General features: G+C 63.6%; 17 protein-coding genes. 9 read left to right on the plus strand and 8 right to left on the minus strand.

Annotation, left to right across the window (positions count from 1 at the left end; translation table 11 throughout):
• Window positions 1–44 precede the first annotated feature (44 nt).
• Window positions 45–1,328, plus strand: coding sequence for a citrate synthase (locus AC3A4M_RS02040; RefSeq protein WP_139004734.1), 1,284 nt, complete (start codon window positions 45–47; stop codon window positions 1,326–1,328).
• A 152-nt stretch (window positions 1,329–1,480) separates the two neighbouring features.
• Here the strand turns inward: AC3A4M_RS02040 and galE are convergent, their stop codons facing one another.
• Window positions 1,481–2,494: a UDP-glucose 4-epimerase GalE gene (gene galE, locus AC3A4M_RS02045; protein WP_498733600.1), complete on the minus strand. Its 1,014-nt coding sequence runs from the start codon at window positions 2,492–2,494 to the stop codon at window positions 1,481–1,483.
• Window positions 2,495–2,667: 173 nt separating this feature from the next.
• Here galE and AC3A4M_RS02050 point away from each other — a divergent pair, with 173 nt between their 5' ends.
• Complete coding sequence (locus tag AC3A4M_RS02050; RefSeq protein ID WP_498733602.1) at window positions 2,668–3,213, plus strand: hypothetical protein; 546 nt, start codon at window positions 2,668–2,670, stop codon at window positions 3,211–3,213.
• Between the two features lie 22 nt (window positions 3,214–3,235).
• Here AC3A4M_RS02050 and AC3A4M_RS02055 read toward each other — a convergent pair whose 3' ends face one another.
• Both AC3A4M_RS02055 and dapD read right to left on the minus strand, forming a co-directional pair.
• Window positions 3,236–4,084, minus strand: a complete 849-nt coding sequence (locus AC3A4M_RS02055; protein ID WP_498733604.1) for a hypothetical protein — start codon at window positions 4,082–4,084, stop codon at window positions 3,236–3,238.
• An 18-nt stretch (window positions 4,085–4,102) separates the two neighbouring features.
• Entirely contained in the window at window positions 4,103–5,071 is a 969-nt protein-coding gene (dapD, locus tag AC3A4M_RS02060) for a 2,3,4,5-tetrahydropyridine-2,6-dicarboxylate N-succinyltransferase (protein WP_498733606.1), read from the minus strand.
• 54 nt (window positions 5,072–5,125) lie between these two features.
• Here dapD and dapE point away from each other — a divergent pair, with 54 nt between their 5' ends.
• On the plus strand, window positions 5,126–6,217 hold the full coding sequence (gene dapE / locus AC3A4M_RS02065; RefSeq protein WP_498733608.1) for a succinyl-diaminopimelate desuccinylase: 1,092 nt from the start codon (window positions 5,126–5,128) through the stop codon (window positions 6,215–6,217).
• A 75-nt stretch (window positions 6,218–6,292) separates the two neighbouring features.
• Here dapE and AC3A4M_RS02070 read toward each other — a convergent pair whose 3' ends face one another.
• The 4 genes from AC3A4M_RS02070 to AC3A4M_RS02085 all read right to left on the minus strand — a co-directional run bounded on the left by AC3A4M_RS02070 (window position 6,293) and on the right by AC3A4M_RS02085 (window position 9,633).
• A complete protein-coding gene (locus AC3A4M_RS02070) occupies window positions 6,293–7,156 on the minus strand; it encodes an amino acid ABC transporter permease (RefSeq protein ID WP_498733610.1) in 864 nt (287 codons plus the stop codon).
• Entirely contained in the window at window positions 7,153–7,848 is a 696-nt protein-coding gene (locus AC3A4M_RS02075; protein ID WP_498731240.1) for an amino acid ABC transporter permease, read from the minus strand. Before AC3A4M_RS02075 ends, AC3A4M_RS02070 begins: the two co-directional genes overlap by 4 nt.
• 70 nt (window positions 7,849–7,918) lie before the next feature.
• Entirely contained in the window at window positions 7,919–8,767 is an 849-nt protein-coding gene (locus AC3A4M_RS02080) for a glutamate ABC transporter substrate-binding protein (protein ID WP_498733613.1), read from the minus strand.
• A gap of 50 nt (window positions 8,768–8,817) precedes the next feature.
• A complete protein-coding gene (locus tag AC3A4M_RS02085; RefSeq protein WP_498733616.1) occupies window positions 8,818–9,633 on the minus strand; it encodes an amino acid ABC transporter ATP-binding protein in 816 nt (271 codons plus the stop codon).
• 156 nt (window positions 9,634–9,789) lie between these two features.
• On the opposite strand from AC3A4M_RS02085, the gene AC3A4M_RS02090 reads away from it, so the two are divergent.
• From AC3A4M_RS02090 to AC3A4M_RS02110, 5 genes are all read left to right on the plus strand, one after another.
• Window positions 9,790–10,599: an LOG family protein gene (locus AC3A4M_RS02090; RefSeq protein ID WP_498731243.1), complete on the plus strand. Its 810-nt coding sequence runs from the start codon at window positions 9,790–9,792 to the stop codon at window positions 10,597–10,599.
• A gap of 30 nt (window positions 10,600–10,629) precedes the next feature.
• On the plus strand, window positions 10,630–11,004 hold the full coding sequence (locus AC3A4M_RS02095) for a DivIVA domain-containing protein (RefSeq protein WP_498733618.1): 375 nt from the start codon (window positions 10,630–10,632) through the stop codon (window positions 11,002–11,004).
• A gap of 95 nt (window positions 11,005–11,099) precedes the next feature.
• Window positions 11,100–12,233, plus strand: coding sequence for a putative hexosyltransferase (locus AC3A4M_RS02100; protein ID WP_498733621.1), 1,134 nt, complete (start codon window positions 11,100–11,102; stop codon window positions 12,231–12,233).
• 181 nt (window positions 12,234–12,414) lie between these two features.
• Window positions 12,415–12,594, plus strand: a complete 180-nt coding sequence (locus tag AC3A4M_RS02105; RefSeq protein ID WP_074703315.1) for a DUF3117 domain-containing protein — start codon at window positions 12,415–12,417, stop codon at window positions 12,592–12,594.
• Between the two features lie 11 nt (window positions 12,595–12,605).
• On the plus strand, window positions 12,606–14,219 hold the full coding sequence (locus AC3A4M_RS02110) for a leucyl aminopeptidase family protein (protein ID WP_498733623.1): 1,614 nt from the start codon (window positions 12,606–12,608) through the stop codon (window positions 14,217–14,219).
• 2 nt (window positions 14,220–14,221) lie between these two features.
• On the opposite strand, the gene AC3A4M_RS02115 is transcribed toward AC3A4M_RS02110, so the two are convergent.
• A complete protein-coding gene (locus AC3A4M_RS02115) occupies window positions 14,222–14,854 on the minus strand; it encodes an O-methyltransferase (RefSeq protein ID WP_208574779.1) in 633 nt (210 codons plus the stop codon).
• A gap of 255 nt (window positions 14,855–15,109) precedes the next feature.
• On the opposite strand from AC3A4M_RS02115, the gene sigE reads away from it, so the two are divergent.
• Window positions 15,110–15,727, plus strand: a complete 618-nt coding sequence (sigE, locus tag AC3A4M_RS02120) for an RNA polymerase sigma factor SigE (protein ID WP_498733625.1) — start codon at window positions 15,110–15,112, stop codon at window positions 15,725–15,727.
• Window positions 15,728–15,729 lie beyond the last annotated feature (2 nt).

Here is a 15,729-nt window from a genome sequence, read left to right on the forward strand (position 1 = left end):
GCCGTGTGTGCGCTAGTTTCCATACACCTCCTGAAGGGGACTCAATGACTGAGCAATCCGGTGCTACCCTGCATTACGATGGCGGCGAACTCGACCTCCCGCGGCTCAAAGCGGCCGAAGGCAATGACGGCTACGACGTTTCGAAGCTGCTGAAGCAGACCGGTGCCGTCACGTTTGACCCCGGTTTCATGAACACCGCGGCCACCACGTCGGCCATCACCTACATTGACGGCGACGCCGGCATCCTGCGCTACCGCGGGTACCCCATTGACCAGCTGGCCGAGAACTCGAGCTTCCTCGAGGTTTCCTACCTGCTGATCTACGGCAACCTGCCCACCCCTTCCGAACTGGAAAACTTCGACCAGCGCATCCGCCGCCACACCCTGCTGCACGAAGAGCTCAAGGGCTTCTTCGGTGGCTTCCCGCGTGACGCGCACCCGATGCCGGTACTCTCCTCGGCCGTTTCCGCGCTGTCCACGTTCTACCAGGACTCCCTGGACCCGTTCGACGACGAGCAGGTGGAGCTGTCCACCATCCGCCTGATGGCGAAGATGCCCGTGATCGCGGCCTACGCGCACAAGAAGTCCATCGGCCAGGCGCTGCTGTACCCGGACAACTCCATGAATCTCGTGGAGAACTTCATGCGGCTAAGCTTCGGGCTTCCGGCCGAGCCGTATGAAATGGACCCCACAATGGTCAAGGCGCTGGATCTGCTGCTGATCCTGCACGCGGACCACGAGCAGAACTGCTCGACCTCCACAGTCCGTTTGGTGGGCAGCTCGAACGCGAACATGTTCGCCTCCGTCTCCGCCGGCATCAACGCCCTCTTCGGCCCGCTCCACGGCGGCGCCAACGAGGCCGTCCTCAACATGCTGCGCCAGATCCAGTCCTCCGACATGCAGCCCGAGGACTTCATGGAGAAGGTCAAGAACAAGGAAGCCGGCGTCCGGCTGATGGGCTTCGGCCACCGGGTCTACAAGAACTACGACCCGCGCGCCAGGATCGTGAAGGCAACCGCGCACGAGATCCTCAGCAAGCTCGGCGGCAACGACGAACTGCTGGACATCGCCATGCGGCTGGAAGAAAAGGCCCTGGCCGATGACTACTTCATCGAGCGCAAGCTGTACCCGAACGTGGACTTCTACACCGGCCTGATCTACAAGGCCATGGGCTTCCCGGAGAAGATGTTCACGGTCCTGTTCGCCATCGGCCGCCTGCCGGGCTGGATTGCCCAGTGGCGCGAAATGATGAAAGACCCGCAGACCAAGATCGGCCGTCCGCGCCAGCTCTACACAGGCGAGGGCGAGCGCCAGTACCCCATGCGCTAACCCGCAGTTGTGCCAAAGCCAGGCCCCGGATTTCCGGGGCCCCGGCTCTTTAATGCTTGGCCGACGACTTAATGCTTAGACGACGACGGCGGCAGTCCTCCTTGCGCTGGAAGGCTGCCGCCGGCGTCGTTGTTGGCTTTACACCGCTGGCATTATTCGGCGTAGCCGTTGGGGTTGTTCTTCTGCCAGCGCCAGTGGTCTTCGCACATCGTCTCCAGCGTCCGGTGCGCCGACCAGCCCAGTTCCGCCAAGGCAGCGGTAGCGTCGGCGTAGCTGATGGCGGCATCGCCGGGCCGGCGGTCGGCGAGCTCGTATGGAATCTCGAAGCCGGCAGCCTTGCCGAACGCCGAGAGGACCTCCAGGACCGAAGAGCCGTGGCCGGTGCCCAGGTTCCACCGGCGCACGCCCGGCCTGCCGGCGATGAAGTCCAGCGCCGCCAGGTGGCCTGAGGCCAGGTCCATCACGTGGATGTAGTCGCGCACGCCGGTGCCGTCCGGCGTCGGATAGTCGCTGCCGAAGACTCGCACCTTGTCGCGGCGGCCCACGGCCACCTGGGCGACGAATGGCAGCAGGTTGTTGGGGACGCCCGTGGGATCCTCGCCGATCAGGCCGGACTCGTGCGCGCCCACGGGGTTGAAGTAACGCAGCAGGGCAACGTGCCAGCGCTCATCCGAGGCGCCGAGATCGGAGAGGATGTCCTCGATCTGTTCCTTGGTCCGGCCGTAGGGGTTGGTGGCATCCAGCGGCATCTTCTCCGTCAGCGGCACTTCATCGGAGTTCCCGTAGACGGTGGCGGATGAGCTGAAAACGATGGTGCGGACGTTGTGCGCTTCCATGGTACGCAGCAGATTGAGCGTGCCGCCGACGTTGTTGTGGTAGTAATGCAGCGGCTGGTCCACGGATTCGCCTACGGCTTTCAGGCCGGCGAAATGGATCACCGCATCGACGTGCTCGGCATCGAAAACTTCGCCGAGGCGGACCTCGTCGAGAAGATCCGCCTTATGGAACGCAACCTTCCGCCCTGCCAGCTCCTGCACGCGGCGCAGCGATTCCTCGCTGGAGTTGGCCAGATTATCCACGACTACCACGTCGTGTCCCGCCTCAAGCAAGGCCAATGTTGTATGCGAGCCGATGTAGCCGGTGCCCCCGGTGACCAAAATCTTCATACCATCAAGCCTAGTAGCTGATGCCTAATGCGCTGTATTTTGCGGTGGTCGCCTGCCTCACCACGGTCTAGAGTGGATCTTAGGGCGGTTCGAAAGGATCTTGGTCTATGCATCACACCGGCGGGCCCGGGTGGCGGATAACAACCGACACCTCGGCGCATTTGCTTCTGGCCTTGTACTTGCATGATGTGGCCGGTCTGGACGGCGCAGGCCTGCCTGCCGTGTGCGGTGCTGATCCACCGGTCCGGAAAGCCGATCCGCGCCAGCTGACCGCGCATGTCGGCGGGACGCGGGCGTTGCGGCGGGAATGGGAGCAATGGTGGTCGCTCCTGATCCAGGAGGACCCTGCCGCGGCGGATGCTTTGGTACCGCCTGCCTTCCCTGCCTTTGACGGCAGCCCGGCGCTGCAGAAGCTGTTGCAGGCCCACTTCGGGGCGGCCATGAGCTGGTCCAGCGAACGCGTGGCGGATTACCGGCTGCTGGCCGAGGAACGCGAAGCCAGCGGCAAGACCAAGCTGGTCGGGCAGATGGTGCAGGACCGGGAAATGGAGCTGGGCCGCGATGCCCGCGGGTTCGAGCTCAAGTTCATCGAGTTGCCGCTGCGCGAACGCCGCGCCTGGTTTGTGGAACCGAACAAGGTGCTCCTGAACCAGTACCTGATCGATGACGAGGGGTCGTACAGGAGCTTCATCCAACCGATCGTTGAACTGCTCGTCTAATCACGGCTGCAGCTGGCCGGCTTCAGGGCTGGTCAGCCACCGTGATAACTACAGTTCCGGTTTCCGATCCGGCAGCGAGCCATTCGCCGTCGGAACGCTGCCAGCTCAGGCCGGCGAAGGACACCGAGTCAATATTGAGTTCCTTGGCTGACGCCACGGCCCATTGGGCCACAGCCCAGCCGGTTCTGTCGCCTGCCTGCACGCGCAGGGTCCCGTCCTCGACCACAGTTTCCAACCCGGGGTGCGAGACCTCGAGGGCGCCTTCAACGTCGGCAGGATCGCCGGCCGATTCGGCCTCCTTGAGCACGCAGTTCAGGGCGGCGGGGGAGTGTCCGGTCAACGCTGAGGCGAAGGCCTTGCCCTCGCCTTCGTGGTCCGCATAGGCGTCGGGATATGCGCTGCGCTGAACCTGCTGCGCTGCGACGGTAACCGGGAGGCTTTCGTAGTCGGGAATCTTTTCCAGCACCGAGAAAAAACGGTTGGTCGCATAGACCGGGTCCATGACCTGCTCCTCGCTGCCCCAGCCCTGCGTGGGCCGCTGCTGGAACAGGCCGCGTGAATCCGGACCGGCGTCGTCTCCGTGCCCAATGTTGCGCAGCTTCGACTCCTGGATCGCCGTGGCCAAGGCAATCGAGGCAGCGCGGGCGGGCAGCCCGCGTTGCATGGAAATGCCGGCGATGAGGGCTGCGTTGGCCGCCTGGTCCGGAGCCAGTTCAAAGGTCTCCGGACCCACCACAGCCGTGCAGCGCTCACGGACGAGCAACTGGGAACGGTCGATGGAGGTGGCGGCCAGCCAGAGGCCACCCACTACCAGGGCAAGCAGCACCAGCAGCACGAGAAGACTGCGTCGGCGCCGCCGTGAACGGGCCATTGTGGTTACACGTACCTTCTAGTTGGCGTGCAGGGCAGCGTTGAGCTCAACGGTCTGGCCCTTGCGGGGCAGGACTTCAACGACGCCGGAAATGGAGTTGCGGCGGAAAAGCAGGTTCGATACGCCGGACAGCTCCACAGCCTTGATCTGACGGGCTTCGCCGTCGGCCGACAGCAGGCTAACCCGGGTGCCGGCGGTGACGTAGAGACCGGCCTCCACCACACAGTCATCACCGATGCTGATGCCGACGCCGGAGTTGGCGCCGAGCAGGACACGTTCGCCGATGCTGATGCGTTCCTTGCCGCCGCCCGAGAGGGTACCCATGATGGAGGCGCCGCCGCCCACGTCGGAGCCGTCCGCGACTATGACTCCGGCGGAGATACGGCCCTCAACCATGGACGTGCCGAGCGTGCCGGCGTTGAAGTTGACGAAGCCTTCGTGCATGACCGTGGTGCCTGCCGCAAGATGTGCGCCGAGCCGCACGCGGTCCGCATCGGCAACGCGCACGCCGGAGGGCAGGACGTAGTCCACCATGCGCGGGAACTTGTCCACGCCGTAGACGGTAACCGCGCCGCGGCGGCGCAGCCGCAGACGCGTTGCTTCGAAGTTCTCTGCGGAACAGGGACCGAAGTTGGTCCAGACGACATTGGCCAGCAGGCCGAAAATGCCGTCCATGTTCAGCGAGTTGGGGGTGACTAGGCGGTGCGAGAGCAGGTGCAGCCGCAGGTAGGCATCGGCTGTGTCTGCCGGGGCGGCGTCAAGCTCAATGCTGCGGCTGACCAGCTCAAGCCGGGTGCCGCGCTCGGCGTCCTCACCCTGCTCTGCGAGGGACTCTAGCTCGGGATCAGTCTCAGCAGCGGCGGGAGCCTGGCCGAGGCCGGGAGCCGGATACCAGACATCCAGAACAGTGCCGTTGGAGGCGACGGTGGCAAGGCCGGTGCCGTAGGCGGTGCGGGAGACAGTTGCAGCGGTGTTGTTCTCAGGCATGCACTCAAGTCTACCGACGAGATCTAAGCGCCCTGACACGGTTACGCTAGGGGAGTGACTGCTTTCACCACTGCCCTGGATCTGACCTCCGATGTAGCCGACCTCACGGCGGCGCTCATCGATATCAACAGTGTCTCCGGTAACGAGCGGGAACTGGCCGACGCTGTGGAAGCGGCGCTGCGGGCACTGCCGCACCTTCAGGTCACGCGCGACGGCGATGCCATTGTTGCCAGGACCGATCTGGGCCGCGACGAGCGCGTTATCCTGGCCGGCCACCTGGACACTGTCCCGCTGCCGCTGACGCCCGGATCCCGAGGAACTGTCCCGTCTAGCTGGGACGGTGAGGTCCTCTATGGCCGCGGCACCACGGACATGAAGGGCGGCGTCGCTGTCCAGCTGGCACTGGCCGCCCGCTTGGCCAATCCGGCCAGGGACGTGACCTATGTCTTTTATGACCATGAAGAAGTGGAAGCTTCGCTCAGCGGCTTGGGCCGGTTGGTCGACAATTACCCGGAATTGTTGCAGGGGGATTTCGCCATCCTGCTGGAGCCGACAGACGGCACGGTGGAGGGCGGCTGCAACGGTACCAGCCGGTTCGAGGTGACCACTGTGGGGAAGGCAGCCCATTCCGCCCGTGCCTGGATGGGGCAGAACGCCATTCATGCCGCGGCGGAGATCCTGACCCGGCTCCGGGAGCACGAGCCTGCCACGGTCACGGTGGACGGCCTCGAGTACCGGGAGAGCCTGAATGCGGTGAAGATCCACGGCGGCACCGCCGGAAACGTCATTCCGGACCGTACTGTCATCGAAATCAACTACCGTTTCGCTCCGGATAAGACCCCGGACGATGCCGAGGCCTACGTCCGGAACCTGCTGGACGGCTTCGCTGTGGTCCGGACCGATGCGGCAGCGGGCGCTCGTCCCGGCCTGCACCATCCCGCCGCCGCAGATTTCGTGGCGGCTGTCGGCGCGGAGCCGAAGCCTAAATACGGTTGGACCGATGTAGCCCGTTTCAGCGCGCTTGGTATTCCCGCCGTTAATTTCGGTCCCGGGGACGCGCTCCTTGCCCACACGGACAATGAGCATGTTCCGGCAGAGGCCATCCGCGAATGCTTCCGGGCCTTGGACAGGTGGCTCTCGGCCTAGGGTTTTAAACGCATTAACTAGCAAGGTTCCCGGCGGCGATGCTGCCGGGAACCCTGCTAGTTAAAGAGCTGTTTGTCAGACTTTGGCTATCAGCGAGGGCGCGCTGACAGGCCGCGTCTTTCCGGAAGTGCGGCTACTGAGCAGACCGGAAAGTTTCTGTGCTACCCACGAGAGCGCAAAGTTCACGATGATGAACAGCAACGCGGCTACGGTCAGCGCCTGCAGGATGGGGCCGGCCGAGCCGTAGATCTGCATGCCACGCAGCAGTTCGGAATAGGTGATGATCGAGCCGAGCGCCGAGTCCTTCAGGATGACCACGAACTGGCTGATCAGCGAGGGCAGCATGGCTACCAGAGCCTGCGGCAACTCGATGTTCCGCAGCGACTGTCCGCGCGTCATGCCGATGGCCATGCCCGCCTCGCGCTGTCCCTTGGGCAGCCCGTAGACGCCGGAGCGGACCAGTTCCGCGATCACCGAACCGTTGTAAAGCGTCAGTGCTATTACGACGGCGAAGAACGGAGTGTCGGCGGGTTCTACGATTTGGAGACGGCCAAGCAGCAGCCAGAAGAAGATCATCATCAGCAGAACGGGGACGGCCCGGAAGAATTCTACGATGATGCCGCAGAGCCAGCGGACAGCGCGGTTGGTAGCGAGCCGTCCGACGCCGAAGAGCAGGCCGAATATCACGGACGTGACAATGGCCGCGGCCGCTGCCTTGAAGGTGTTCATCAGCCCCGGAAGAATGGCGAACTGCCACACATCGGCGGTCAGGAACGGTGCCCATAATTCCGCCTCGAGCTGGCCTTGGTCGTTCAGTCCTTTGAGGACGAACGCGGCGGCACCGAGGAAGAGGATGATGCCGAGCACGTTGGTGGCAAGGATCCGACGCTGGGCCTTCGGCCCGGGTGCATCGAAGAGGACGCTTTGCTGGATTTTCATCGTGCCACCGCCAGTTTCGAGGAAAGCCAGGTTGTCACAAGGCCAATGGGTATGACGATGATGACGAAGCCCAGGGCGAAGGTGGCGAAGATGGCCATGATGACGTCCGGACGGAACTCGATCATGGTCTTCATCAGACCGGCGGCTTCGGCAACGGATGCGACCGTTGCAACGGTGGTGTTTTTCGTCAACGCGATCAGTGTGTTGCCCAGGGGAGCGACCGCACCGCGGAAGGCCTGGGGCAGGATCACCAGGCGTGCTGCCGGAAGAAAGCTTAGGCCGATGGCGCGGGCCGCCTCGGCCTGTCCCAGCGGCACCGTATTGACGCCGCTGCGAATTGCTTCGCAGACGAAGGCGGCGTGGTAGACCGACAGGCCGACGATGGCCCATAGGAAGAAGTTGAAGTTGAAGTCGCTGGAGAGGTTCAGCTGGAGCTGGAAGATGGCCACCAGGATGCAGAAGACCATGATGATGGTCAGCGGCGTGTTCCGGAAAATGTTGACATACGCCGTGCCGGCCCAGCGGAAACTCGGCACCGGCGAAATCCGCATCAACGCCAGGACGGTGCCGAGTACCAGCGAGCACAGGGCGGACCAGAACGTAAGTTGGATATTGACCCACAGGGCCGCGACGACGTCATAGGTCTCCAGCGCCGTCAGATAGCTCTGGAAATACTCTGTCAAACTGTCCATCCCCTCTCATGGGAGTGACTATTTGGTGACTGTGGGGCAGGCCTGTCGGCCTGCCCCACAGAATGTGCAATTACGCGCAGGTGTCGCCCGGCGTCGGCGGGTTCAGTTCTTCGTTGAACTTGTAGTCGACACCTTCGGTATTCGCCGCCAGGGCTTCCTCCCAGGCGCCTTCTTCGACCATCTTGTTGATCGCCGCGTTGATGTCAGCGCAGAGTTCGGTGCCCTTGGGCAGGCCGACGCCGTAGCGCTCTTCGGAGAACGGATTGCCGACAACCTTGAACTGCCCGGCGAAGTTCTCCTGTGCGGCCAGGCCGGCCAGGATGATGTCGTCGGTGGTCACGGCGTCGATCTGGCCGCTCTGCATGGCTGTCACGCACTCGGCGTAGCCCGGGCGTTCGAGGAGGTTTACTTCCTCGGCGTGCTCGTCCTTGATGCGCTGGGCCGAGGTGGAACCGGTGACGGAGCACAGGTTCTTCCCGTTGAGGTCATCCGGCCCCTGGATCTCGGTGTCTTCGGCCCGTACCAGCAGGTCCTGGCCGGCAACGAAGTACGGTCCGGCGAAGTCCACGGTCTCCTTGCGCTCGTCGGTGATGGAGTACGTCGCGAAGATCATGTCCACCTGGCCGTTGGCCAGCATGTTCTCACGGTTGGCCGAAGGGGACTCCACAAACTCGATCTGTTCCTCTGTGTAGCCCAGTTCGTTGGCGACGTACTTGGCAACGTCGACGTCGAAACCGGTGAACTCGCCGCCGGAGGAGAAGCCGAGGCCAGGCTGGTCGTACTTGATGCCGACGCGGAGGGTTTCGCCCTCGCCGCTGCCGGCCGTTTCGCCCCCGTCGCCGCCGTCGCCGCCACAGGCGGACAGTGTCAGTGCGGCAATGGCACCCATTGCCGCCATTGCAAAGCGGGTCTTGCGCATGTTTTCTCCTTGCTAGTGATTACTTCGGATGAAACTTCCGGTCGGGGAGGTCAGTGGTTGAGAATCTTGCCAAGGAAGTCCTTGGCGCGGTCGCTCTTGGGGTTGGTAAAGAATTCTTCCGGCGTGGCCTGCTCCACAATCTGGCCATCGGCCATGAAGATCACCCGGTCCGCAGCCTTGCGCGCGAAGCCCATTTCGTGGGTCACCACGATCATCGTCATACCTTCCTTGGCGAGCTGGACCATGGTGTCCAGCACTTCGTTGATCATCTCCGGGTCCAGCGCGGACGTCGGCTCGTCGAACAGCATGACCTTGGGCTTCATCGCCAGGGCGCGGGCAATCGCGACGCGCTGCTGCTGGCCGCCGGAGAGCTGGGCTGGCAATTTATCCGCCTGGTTCGCGACGCCGACGCGTTTGAGCAGGCTCATCGCCAGCTCCTTTGCCTCGCCGTTCTTCATCTTCTTGACCTTCAGCGGCCCGAGCGTGACATTCTCGAGAATGGACTTGTGCGCGAACAGGTTGAAGGACTGGAACACCATGCCGACATCGGCGCGCAGATTAGCCAGCTCCTTGCCCTCGGCCGGAAGCTTCCTGCCGTCGATGAGGATCTCGCCGTCGTCGATCGTTTCCAAGCGGTTGATCGCACGGCAGAGCGTGGACTTACCGGACCCGGAAGGACCAATAACGACGACGACTTCGCCCTTGGTGACTTCAAGATTGATGTTCTGCAGCACATGCAGCGAACCGAAGTGCTTGTTGACGTCTTTGAGCAGGACCAGAGGCTGGGTTGCGTGTGGAGTACGGCCGGCAGCCGTGCTGCTGGAAGCCGCGGGCGTCGATTCACTGTGTTGGGCGTCACGGGTCATGACTTGAATCTAGCGAAAGATTCCCACTGAGCAATGCATTTGGGGGAACGAATGGCCGAATCGTGATTGAAGTTTAATGTGGGCGATTCGGCTATCGGTTGGATAAACGTCGCTAAAACCGCGTCGCCGCGCGGGTTTGGTAGGTAGCCTTGGGGGATGAGTAACCACCAGCATGAAATTCCGCTGCCGTCCGAGATCGCGGCACGGATGCCTTCGCGGCACAAAGGTTCCGTGGAACTGCGCCGGTCCCAGGCGAATATCCCGCAGGCCGACCAGTATCTTTTGGACACGCGCGATAAAGCGGATTTCACCCATACGGATCCCTGGCGAGTGCTGCGGATCCAGAGTGAATTTGTGGAAGGATTCGGCACCCTCGCCGAGTTGGGGCCTGCCGTCAGTGTTTTCGGGTCGGCCCGCACTCGCCCCGGCACCAAGCACTACGATATCGCCGAACAGATCGGACGACGGCTGGTGGAGAATAATTTCGCTGTCATCACCGGCGGCGGTCCTGGTTCGATGGAAGCGGCGAACAAAGGTGCCAGCGAAGCCGGCGGGCTCTCCGTGGGGCTGGGGATTGAACTGCCATTCGAGCAGGGGCTGAACGACTGGGTTGATCTCGGGATCAACTTCCGGTACTTCTTCGCCCGCAAGACCATGTTCGTCAAGTACGCGCAGGGCTTCATCGTGTTGCCAGGCGGCCTCGGAACCATGGACGAGTTGTTCGAAGCCATGGTGCTGGTGCAGACGCAGAAGGTGACGTCGTTTCCCATCGTGCTGGTGGGAAGTGCCTTCTGGGGCCCGCTGATCGAATGGGTCCGCGGCACGTTGCTGGAGGAGGGCATGATCGCGGAGGTCGATCTGGACCTGGTGCGCGTGGTGGATACCGCTGAGGATGCGGTGGAGGGGATCCTGGAGGGACTCTTGCAGAGCCGCGGCCGCCCCTCTGAGAGCATCGTGGACGTGTAAGGTCATGGCCGCATCTGGCACGATGGTTCCGTGAGCCTGTTCCTGGTCTTCCTCGCCATAGCCGCCGCAGGTGCCGTGGCCGTGGTTGTCTCCGGACGGGTCAGCCGGCGCGCCAAGACGGAGGCCGGCCAGGGCTGGGAACGAGGTGAAGTTCCGGCGCTGGACGGTTTGAGCGAAGCCGATCCGCGGCTGCCTGCAGTGCTGTTGCCCGAACACCCTGTTGCCTCAGACATTGACCGGCTGCGGTTCTCGGTGGCCTTCCGCGGGTACCGCATGGATCAGGTGGACCAGGTCCTGGACAGGCTGCGCCGGGAACTGGCGGCGAGGGACCAACTCATCAGCGAATTCAGGAGAGAAAGACACTGGAAGAACGACGACGGAACTCCGCTCCCGCCGGCATCATGACTAGTCCGCCGCGCCAAGGCAGAGCCGGCAGCTTTCTCAGGGACGAACTGGGCTTCTGGAAAAAGCGGGTCGCGGCCTGGCCTTGGTGGGTCCACGTGGTCGTCCTTTACGCAATGGCCCGGATCTACTCGCTGTTTGTCTTCCTCTCGGTTGCGCGCCAACAAGGACCGAGCCCCTGGGGCGGTGCCCGTCCCGACTACCTGTCCTTCATCGGTATCTGGGACAGCGCCTGGTATGAGCAGATCTATCGGGACGGGTATCCATCCGAAATCCCCCGCGCCGGAAATGGTCAGGCACAGGAAAATTCGTGGGCGTTCTACGCGTTGTTCCCGGCGATCATCCGTGGGCTGAATGCTGCCACGGGTCAGGATTGGGAGGTTCTGGCCCCTGTTGCGGCGACGCTGGCCGGTTTCGTGGCAGCAGTGATCGTTTACAAGCTGTTCCGGCTGTATGCCGGGCACGGCACAGCCCTTTGGGCCGTGGTGTTTGTGGCCGTCTTTCCGGTATCGCCGATACTGCAGGTTCCCTACGCCGAATCACTGAACCTCGCGCTGCTGGCCGGCAGTTTGTATCTGGTCATCACCCGGCGCTATCTATTAGCGGTCCCGGTGGTCCTGTTGATGTGCCTGTCCCGGCCTACAGGCGTGCCGTTCGCCGCAATGATGGGGGCGTACTTGTTGTGGCGGCTTTGGCGCAGACAACGGGACGAACTTCAGACGCCCGAATTCCTGCGCATCGTAGCGTTGGCGCTCGTTAGTTGCGCCGGCGCGCTCATTTGGCCTGCGCTCGCCTGGGCCGTTACGGGCGAAATGGATGCGTATACGGCAACGGAAACGGCGTGGCGCGGGGATGACCTGGTGCTCTTCATGCCGTGGTTCGATATGAGCAAGGACCTGTTCGGCCCCGTAGGCGGCGTACTTGCTCCCCTGGTCCTGGTCGCAGCGGCAGTGTTATGTCTGAGCAGCGGGCCGGCGCGGAGAATCGGCATGGAACTGCGGCTGTGGTGTGCCGCCTATGCCGCCTACCTTTTCGCGTTCCTGCATCCGCAAACCAGTACGTTCCGCTTGCTGCTGCCGCTGTTCCCTTTGGCGCTCGTGGCCGCAATGGCCTCGCGCAGTACCGCCTACCGGGTGTGCCTGGGCGTGATGTTCCTTGCCGGACAGATTGTCTGGGTGGCCTGGCTGTGGTCCTGGGCGGAATTGCCCGGTGGGGGAGACTACCCGCCGTAACGCTGGCCGTAGCGTTCCGACACGAAGCCTGACACGTGGCGCGGTGATTAGCACCGGCCTGTGATGTACGCGATAATGGTGAATGGATGACGCACGGCCGACCGCCAAATCTTGCCGTGCTGACATGTTGACGGGCGAACAGGTCACCGACTTGTCCGCCCACGGTGAAAGGGAAAACCAAATGGCTGCGATGAAACCGCGTACAGGTGACGGACCCATGGAAGTCACCAAGGAGGGGCGCAGCCTCATTCTGCGGGTTCCGATCGACGGCGGCGGCCGCTTGGTACTGGAACTCAACGCCGAAGAGGCCGGCAATCTCAAGGACTGCCTGCTCGGCGTCACCGACAGCGTCGCCAGCTAAGGCCTGAGCGAGTGGGCCACCCTGCAGCTACCCCAGACGAACTGACAATCAGGTCGCTCGAAGAAGCGCTGGCCGCACCCAGGCCCTCCACAATCGTGGCCCGGCCCGGGCTGGGCAAGGACCACGTGGTACCGGAACCGGGCACGGGCGTCAGCGTGCTGGTGGTTCCCATCGGCACCTCCGGCGTCTCGGGCGGGAATTCCGATGAGCGGGCAACGCCGCAGCCGCGGCAGGGTGCAGCGGAAGCTGCCGCCAGGTACGACGTCGACGTAGCTGTCCTGGCAGAGGTGAACTCGGTGACCGGCAAGGCCGCCGAAATTCTGGCCGTTACTGCGCCTCGCCGCGAACCGGACCTGCCCCAACGGCTGCTGTTCCTTGGTGTCGGAGACGAATCGCCGGCCAGCCTGCGCAAGGCCGGAGCGGCTCTGGCCAAGGCGACTTTCGGCGTGGAAACCATCCGGGCCAGCGTCGTCGACGGGCTGGACGCGCCGGCACAGCAGGCCTTCGTCGAGGGTTTCCTGCTCGGTGGCTACCGTCCGCCGAGGGCGGGCACCTCGCCTGCCCCGAAGCCGATGGCCCGCACCCTGGAGCTGACGGGCGGGTCCGAGACCGCCTTGGCCGCGGCGGATGCCACGGCCAGGGCCGTCTGGCTGGCCCGCAACCTGGCGAACATGCCATCCAACGTCAAGAACCCGGCGTGGATGGCAGGACAGGCCGAACGTCTCGCGGCCGAGAGCGGGCTCGAGGTACGCATTTGGAATGACGCGGAGCTCGCAGCCGGCGGATTTGGCGGCCTGCTGGCCGTGGGCCGGGGGTCCGAGCATGAATCCAGGCTGGTCCAGCTGTCCTACACTCCGGCGGGTGCCGCCCCGGATGCGCAGCATATTGTCCTGGTGGGCAAAGGCATCACGTTTGACACCGGCGGGGTATCCCTGAAGCCGCGTGAAGCAATGGTGCCGATGAAAACGGACATGGCTGGTGCCGGCGTCGTCCTGGCCGTGCTGAACGCCGCCGCCGAACTTGGTGTTCCGCACCGGGTCACCGGCCTACTGGCACTGGCCGAGAATTCCATTGGTGCCGCCTCCTATCGTCCGGGTGACGTCGTCAGGACCTATGACGGCACCACCGTTGAAATCGGCAATACCGACGCCGAAGGACGCATGGTGCTCGCCGATGCCCTTGCGTTTGCCCGTGAGGAACTGGCACCGGATGTGCTGATCGACATCGCAACGCTGACGGGCGCAGCTTCACTGGGACTGGGCCGGCGGCATGCCGCACTGTACGGGACCAGGCAGGATCTGGTGGGCGGTTTCGAACATGCAGCCGAGCTGTCGGGGGAGCGGGTGTGGCATATGCCCTTGGCGGAGGCAGCGGAGGAATACCGGTCCTCGCTGGATTCCACCGTGGCTGACCTGTCCCATATTTCTTCACCGAAATCCAAGGTCCAGGCCGGTTCGATCACGGCCGCGCTGTTCCTTCGGGAGTTTGTCGGCCGGACCCCGTGGATCCACCTGGACATCGCCGGTCCGGCCCGGGCCACCGCCGATGAAGCAGAAGTCACCAAGGGCGCTACCGGCTACGGCGCGCGCCTGCTGCTGTCGTTCCTGGCTGGCTACCGCGGCTAGCCTCAGCGTTTGACGGCCAGCAACAGCCCGTCACCAGTGGGCAGGACGGTCGAGATCAGGTCCTCGTTTTCCCGGACGCTCTTGCCCACCTGCCGCAAGGTGTTGGTGGTCTCCTCCCGGATAGCCGGGTCCGAGACACGGTCCTTGTCCAGCGCGTCGTTAATGATCAGCATTCCGCCGCTCTTGAGCAGCCGCACGGCCCGCTCCACATAGAGGGGGTAGGAGGGCTTATCGGCATCCACAAAGACCAGATCGTAGGCGCCGTCGGTCAGCCGCGGCAGCACGTCGGCCGCCCGGCCGGAAATGGTCCGGGTGCGGTTGCTGGGAATTCCTGCCTCGGCGTAGGCCTCGCGGGCGGCCCTCAAATGGTCCACGTCGGAATCGATGGTCGTAAGCACGGCATTGGCGGGCAGGCCGCGCAGCAGGCAGACGCCCGAAACACCTGCGCCCGAACCGATCTCGACCACCGTGTGTGCTTTGGAACCCGCGGCCAGAACCGTCAAGGCGGCGGCAACGCCGGGACTGACCGTGGCGACGCCGAGTTCGTAGGAGCGTTCACGTGCGCGGAGCAATACCTCATCCTCGGTGGGCAGTCCCTCCGTGTAGGACCAGCTGGTTTGCTTATCGGCGCTCATGAACCATCACTTTCTCAGGAAGAATCTTCATATTCCAGCCCCAGCCTACTGCTACCGCTGCGTATCCGTGCCGCGGGAGAGCGAGACGCCCTAGTGTTGCGCCTTCGTGCAGGTGGCTAACAGAATTCTCCCAGCTTTCTGGGTGAGGATGGACATCCGTAGGTCAAATGTGTTTCACGGTTGCCGGGGGACGTACCGCAGACCCGAACGTAGCCAGGGGCTGAAGCGAACGGGCAACCGCCGAGGGGAGTAGCTATGACTAAGTTGCAGCAGGACGCCACTGAAGAGCCGGCCGCTGCCGGGGCGGAGACGCCGTGGGTTGCTCCGACCTGGGAAGAAGTAGTTACCAATCACTCGGCCAAGGTTTATCGGCTCGCTTACCGCCTTACCGGCAATAAGTACGATGCCGAAGACCTCACCCAGGAAGTCTTCGTCCGGGTGTTCCGTTCCCTCGAGAACTTCAAACCGGGCACGCTTGACGGCTGGCTGCACAGGATTACCACCAACCTCTTTCTGGACCAGGCCCGGCGGAAGAGCCGGATCCGTTTCGACGGGCTCGCCGATGATGCCGAAGCACGTATTCCCGGCCGCGATCCGGGACCGGAGCGTAGCTTCGAATTCAACAATCTCGACGTCGATGTGCAGGCAGCGCTTGAAGATCTTCCGCCCGACTTCCGGGCGGCGGTTGTACTGTGCGACCTGGAGGGTCTTTCCTACGACGAAGTCTCCGCGGCATTGGGCGTCAAGCTCGGCACTGTCCGTTCGCGCATTCACCGAGGACGGACCATGCTGCGTGAGAAGCTGGCACACCGCGACCCGGCTGCCAAGCGGCCTTCCCGGCTGAAGCTGCCCCGCGTGGCCGGAGCACACTGAAT

The sequence above is a fragment of the Arthrobacter sp. Soil_C_60 genome (assembly GCF_057656375.1).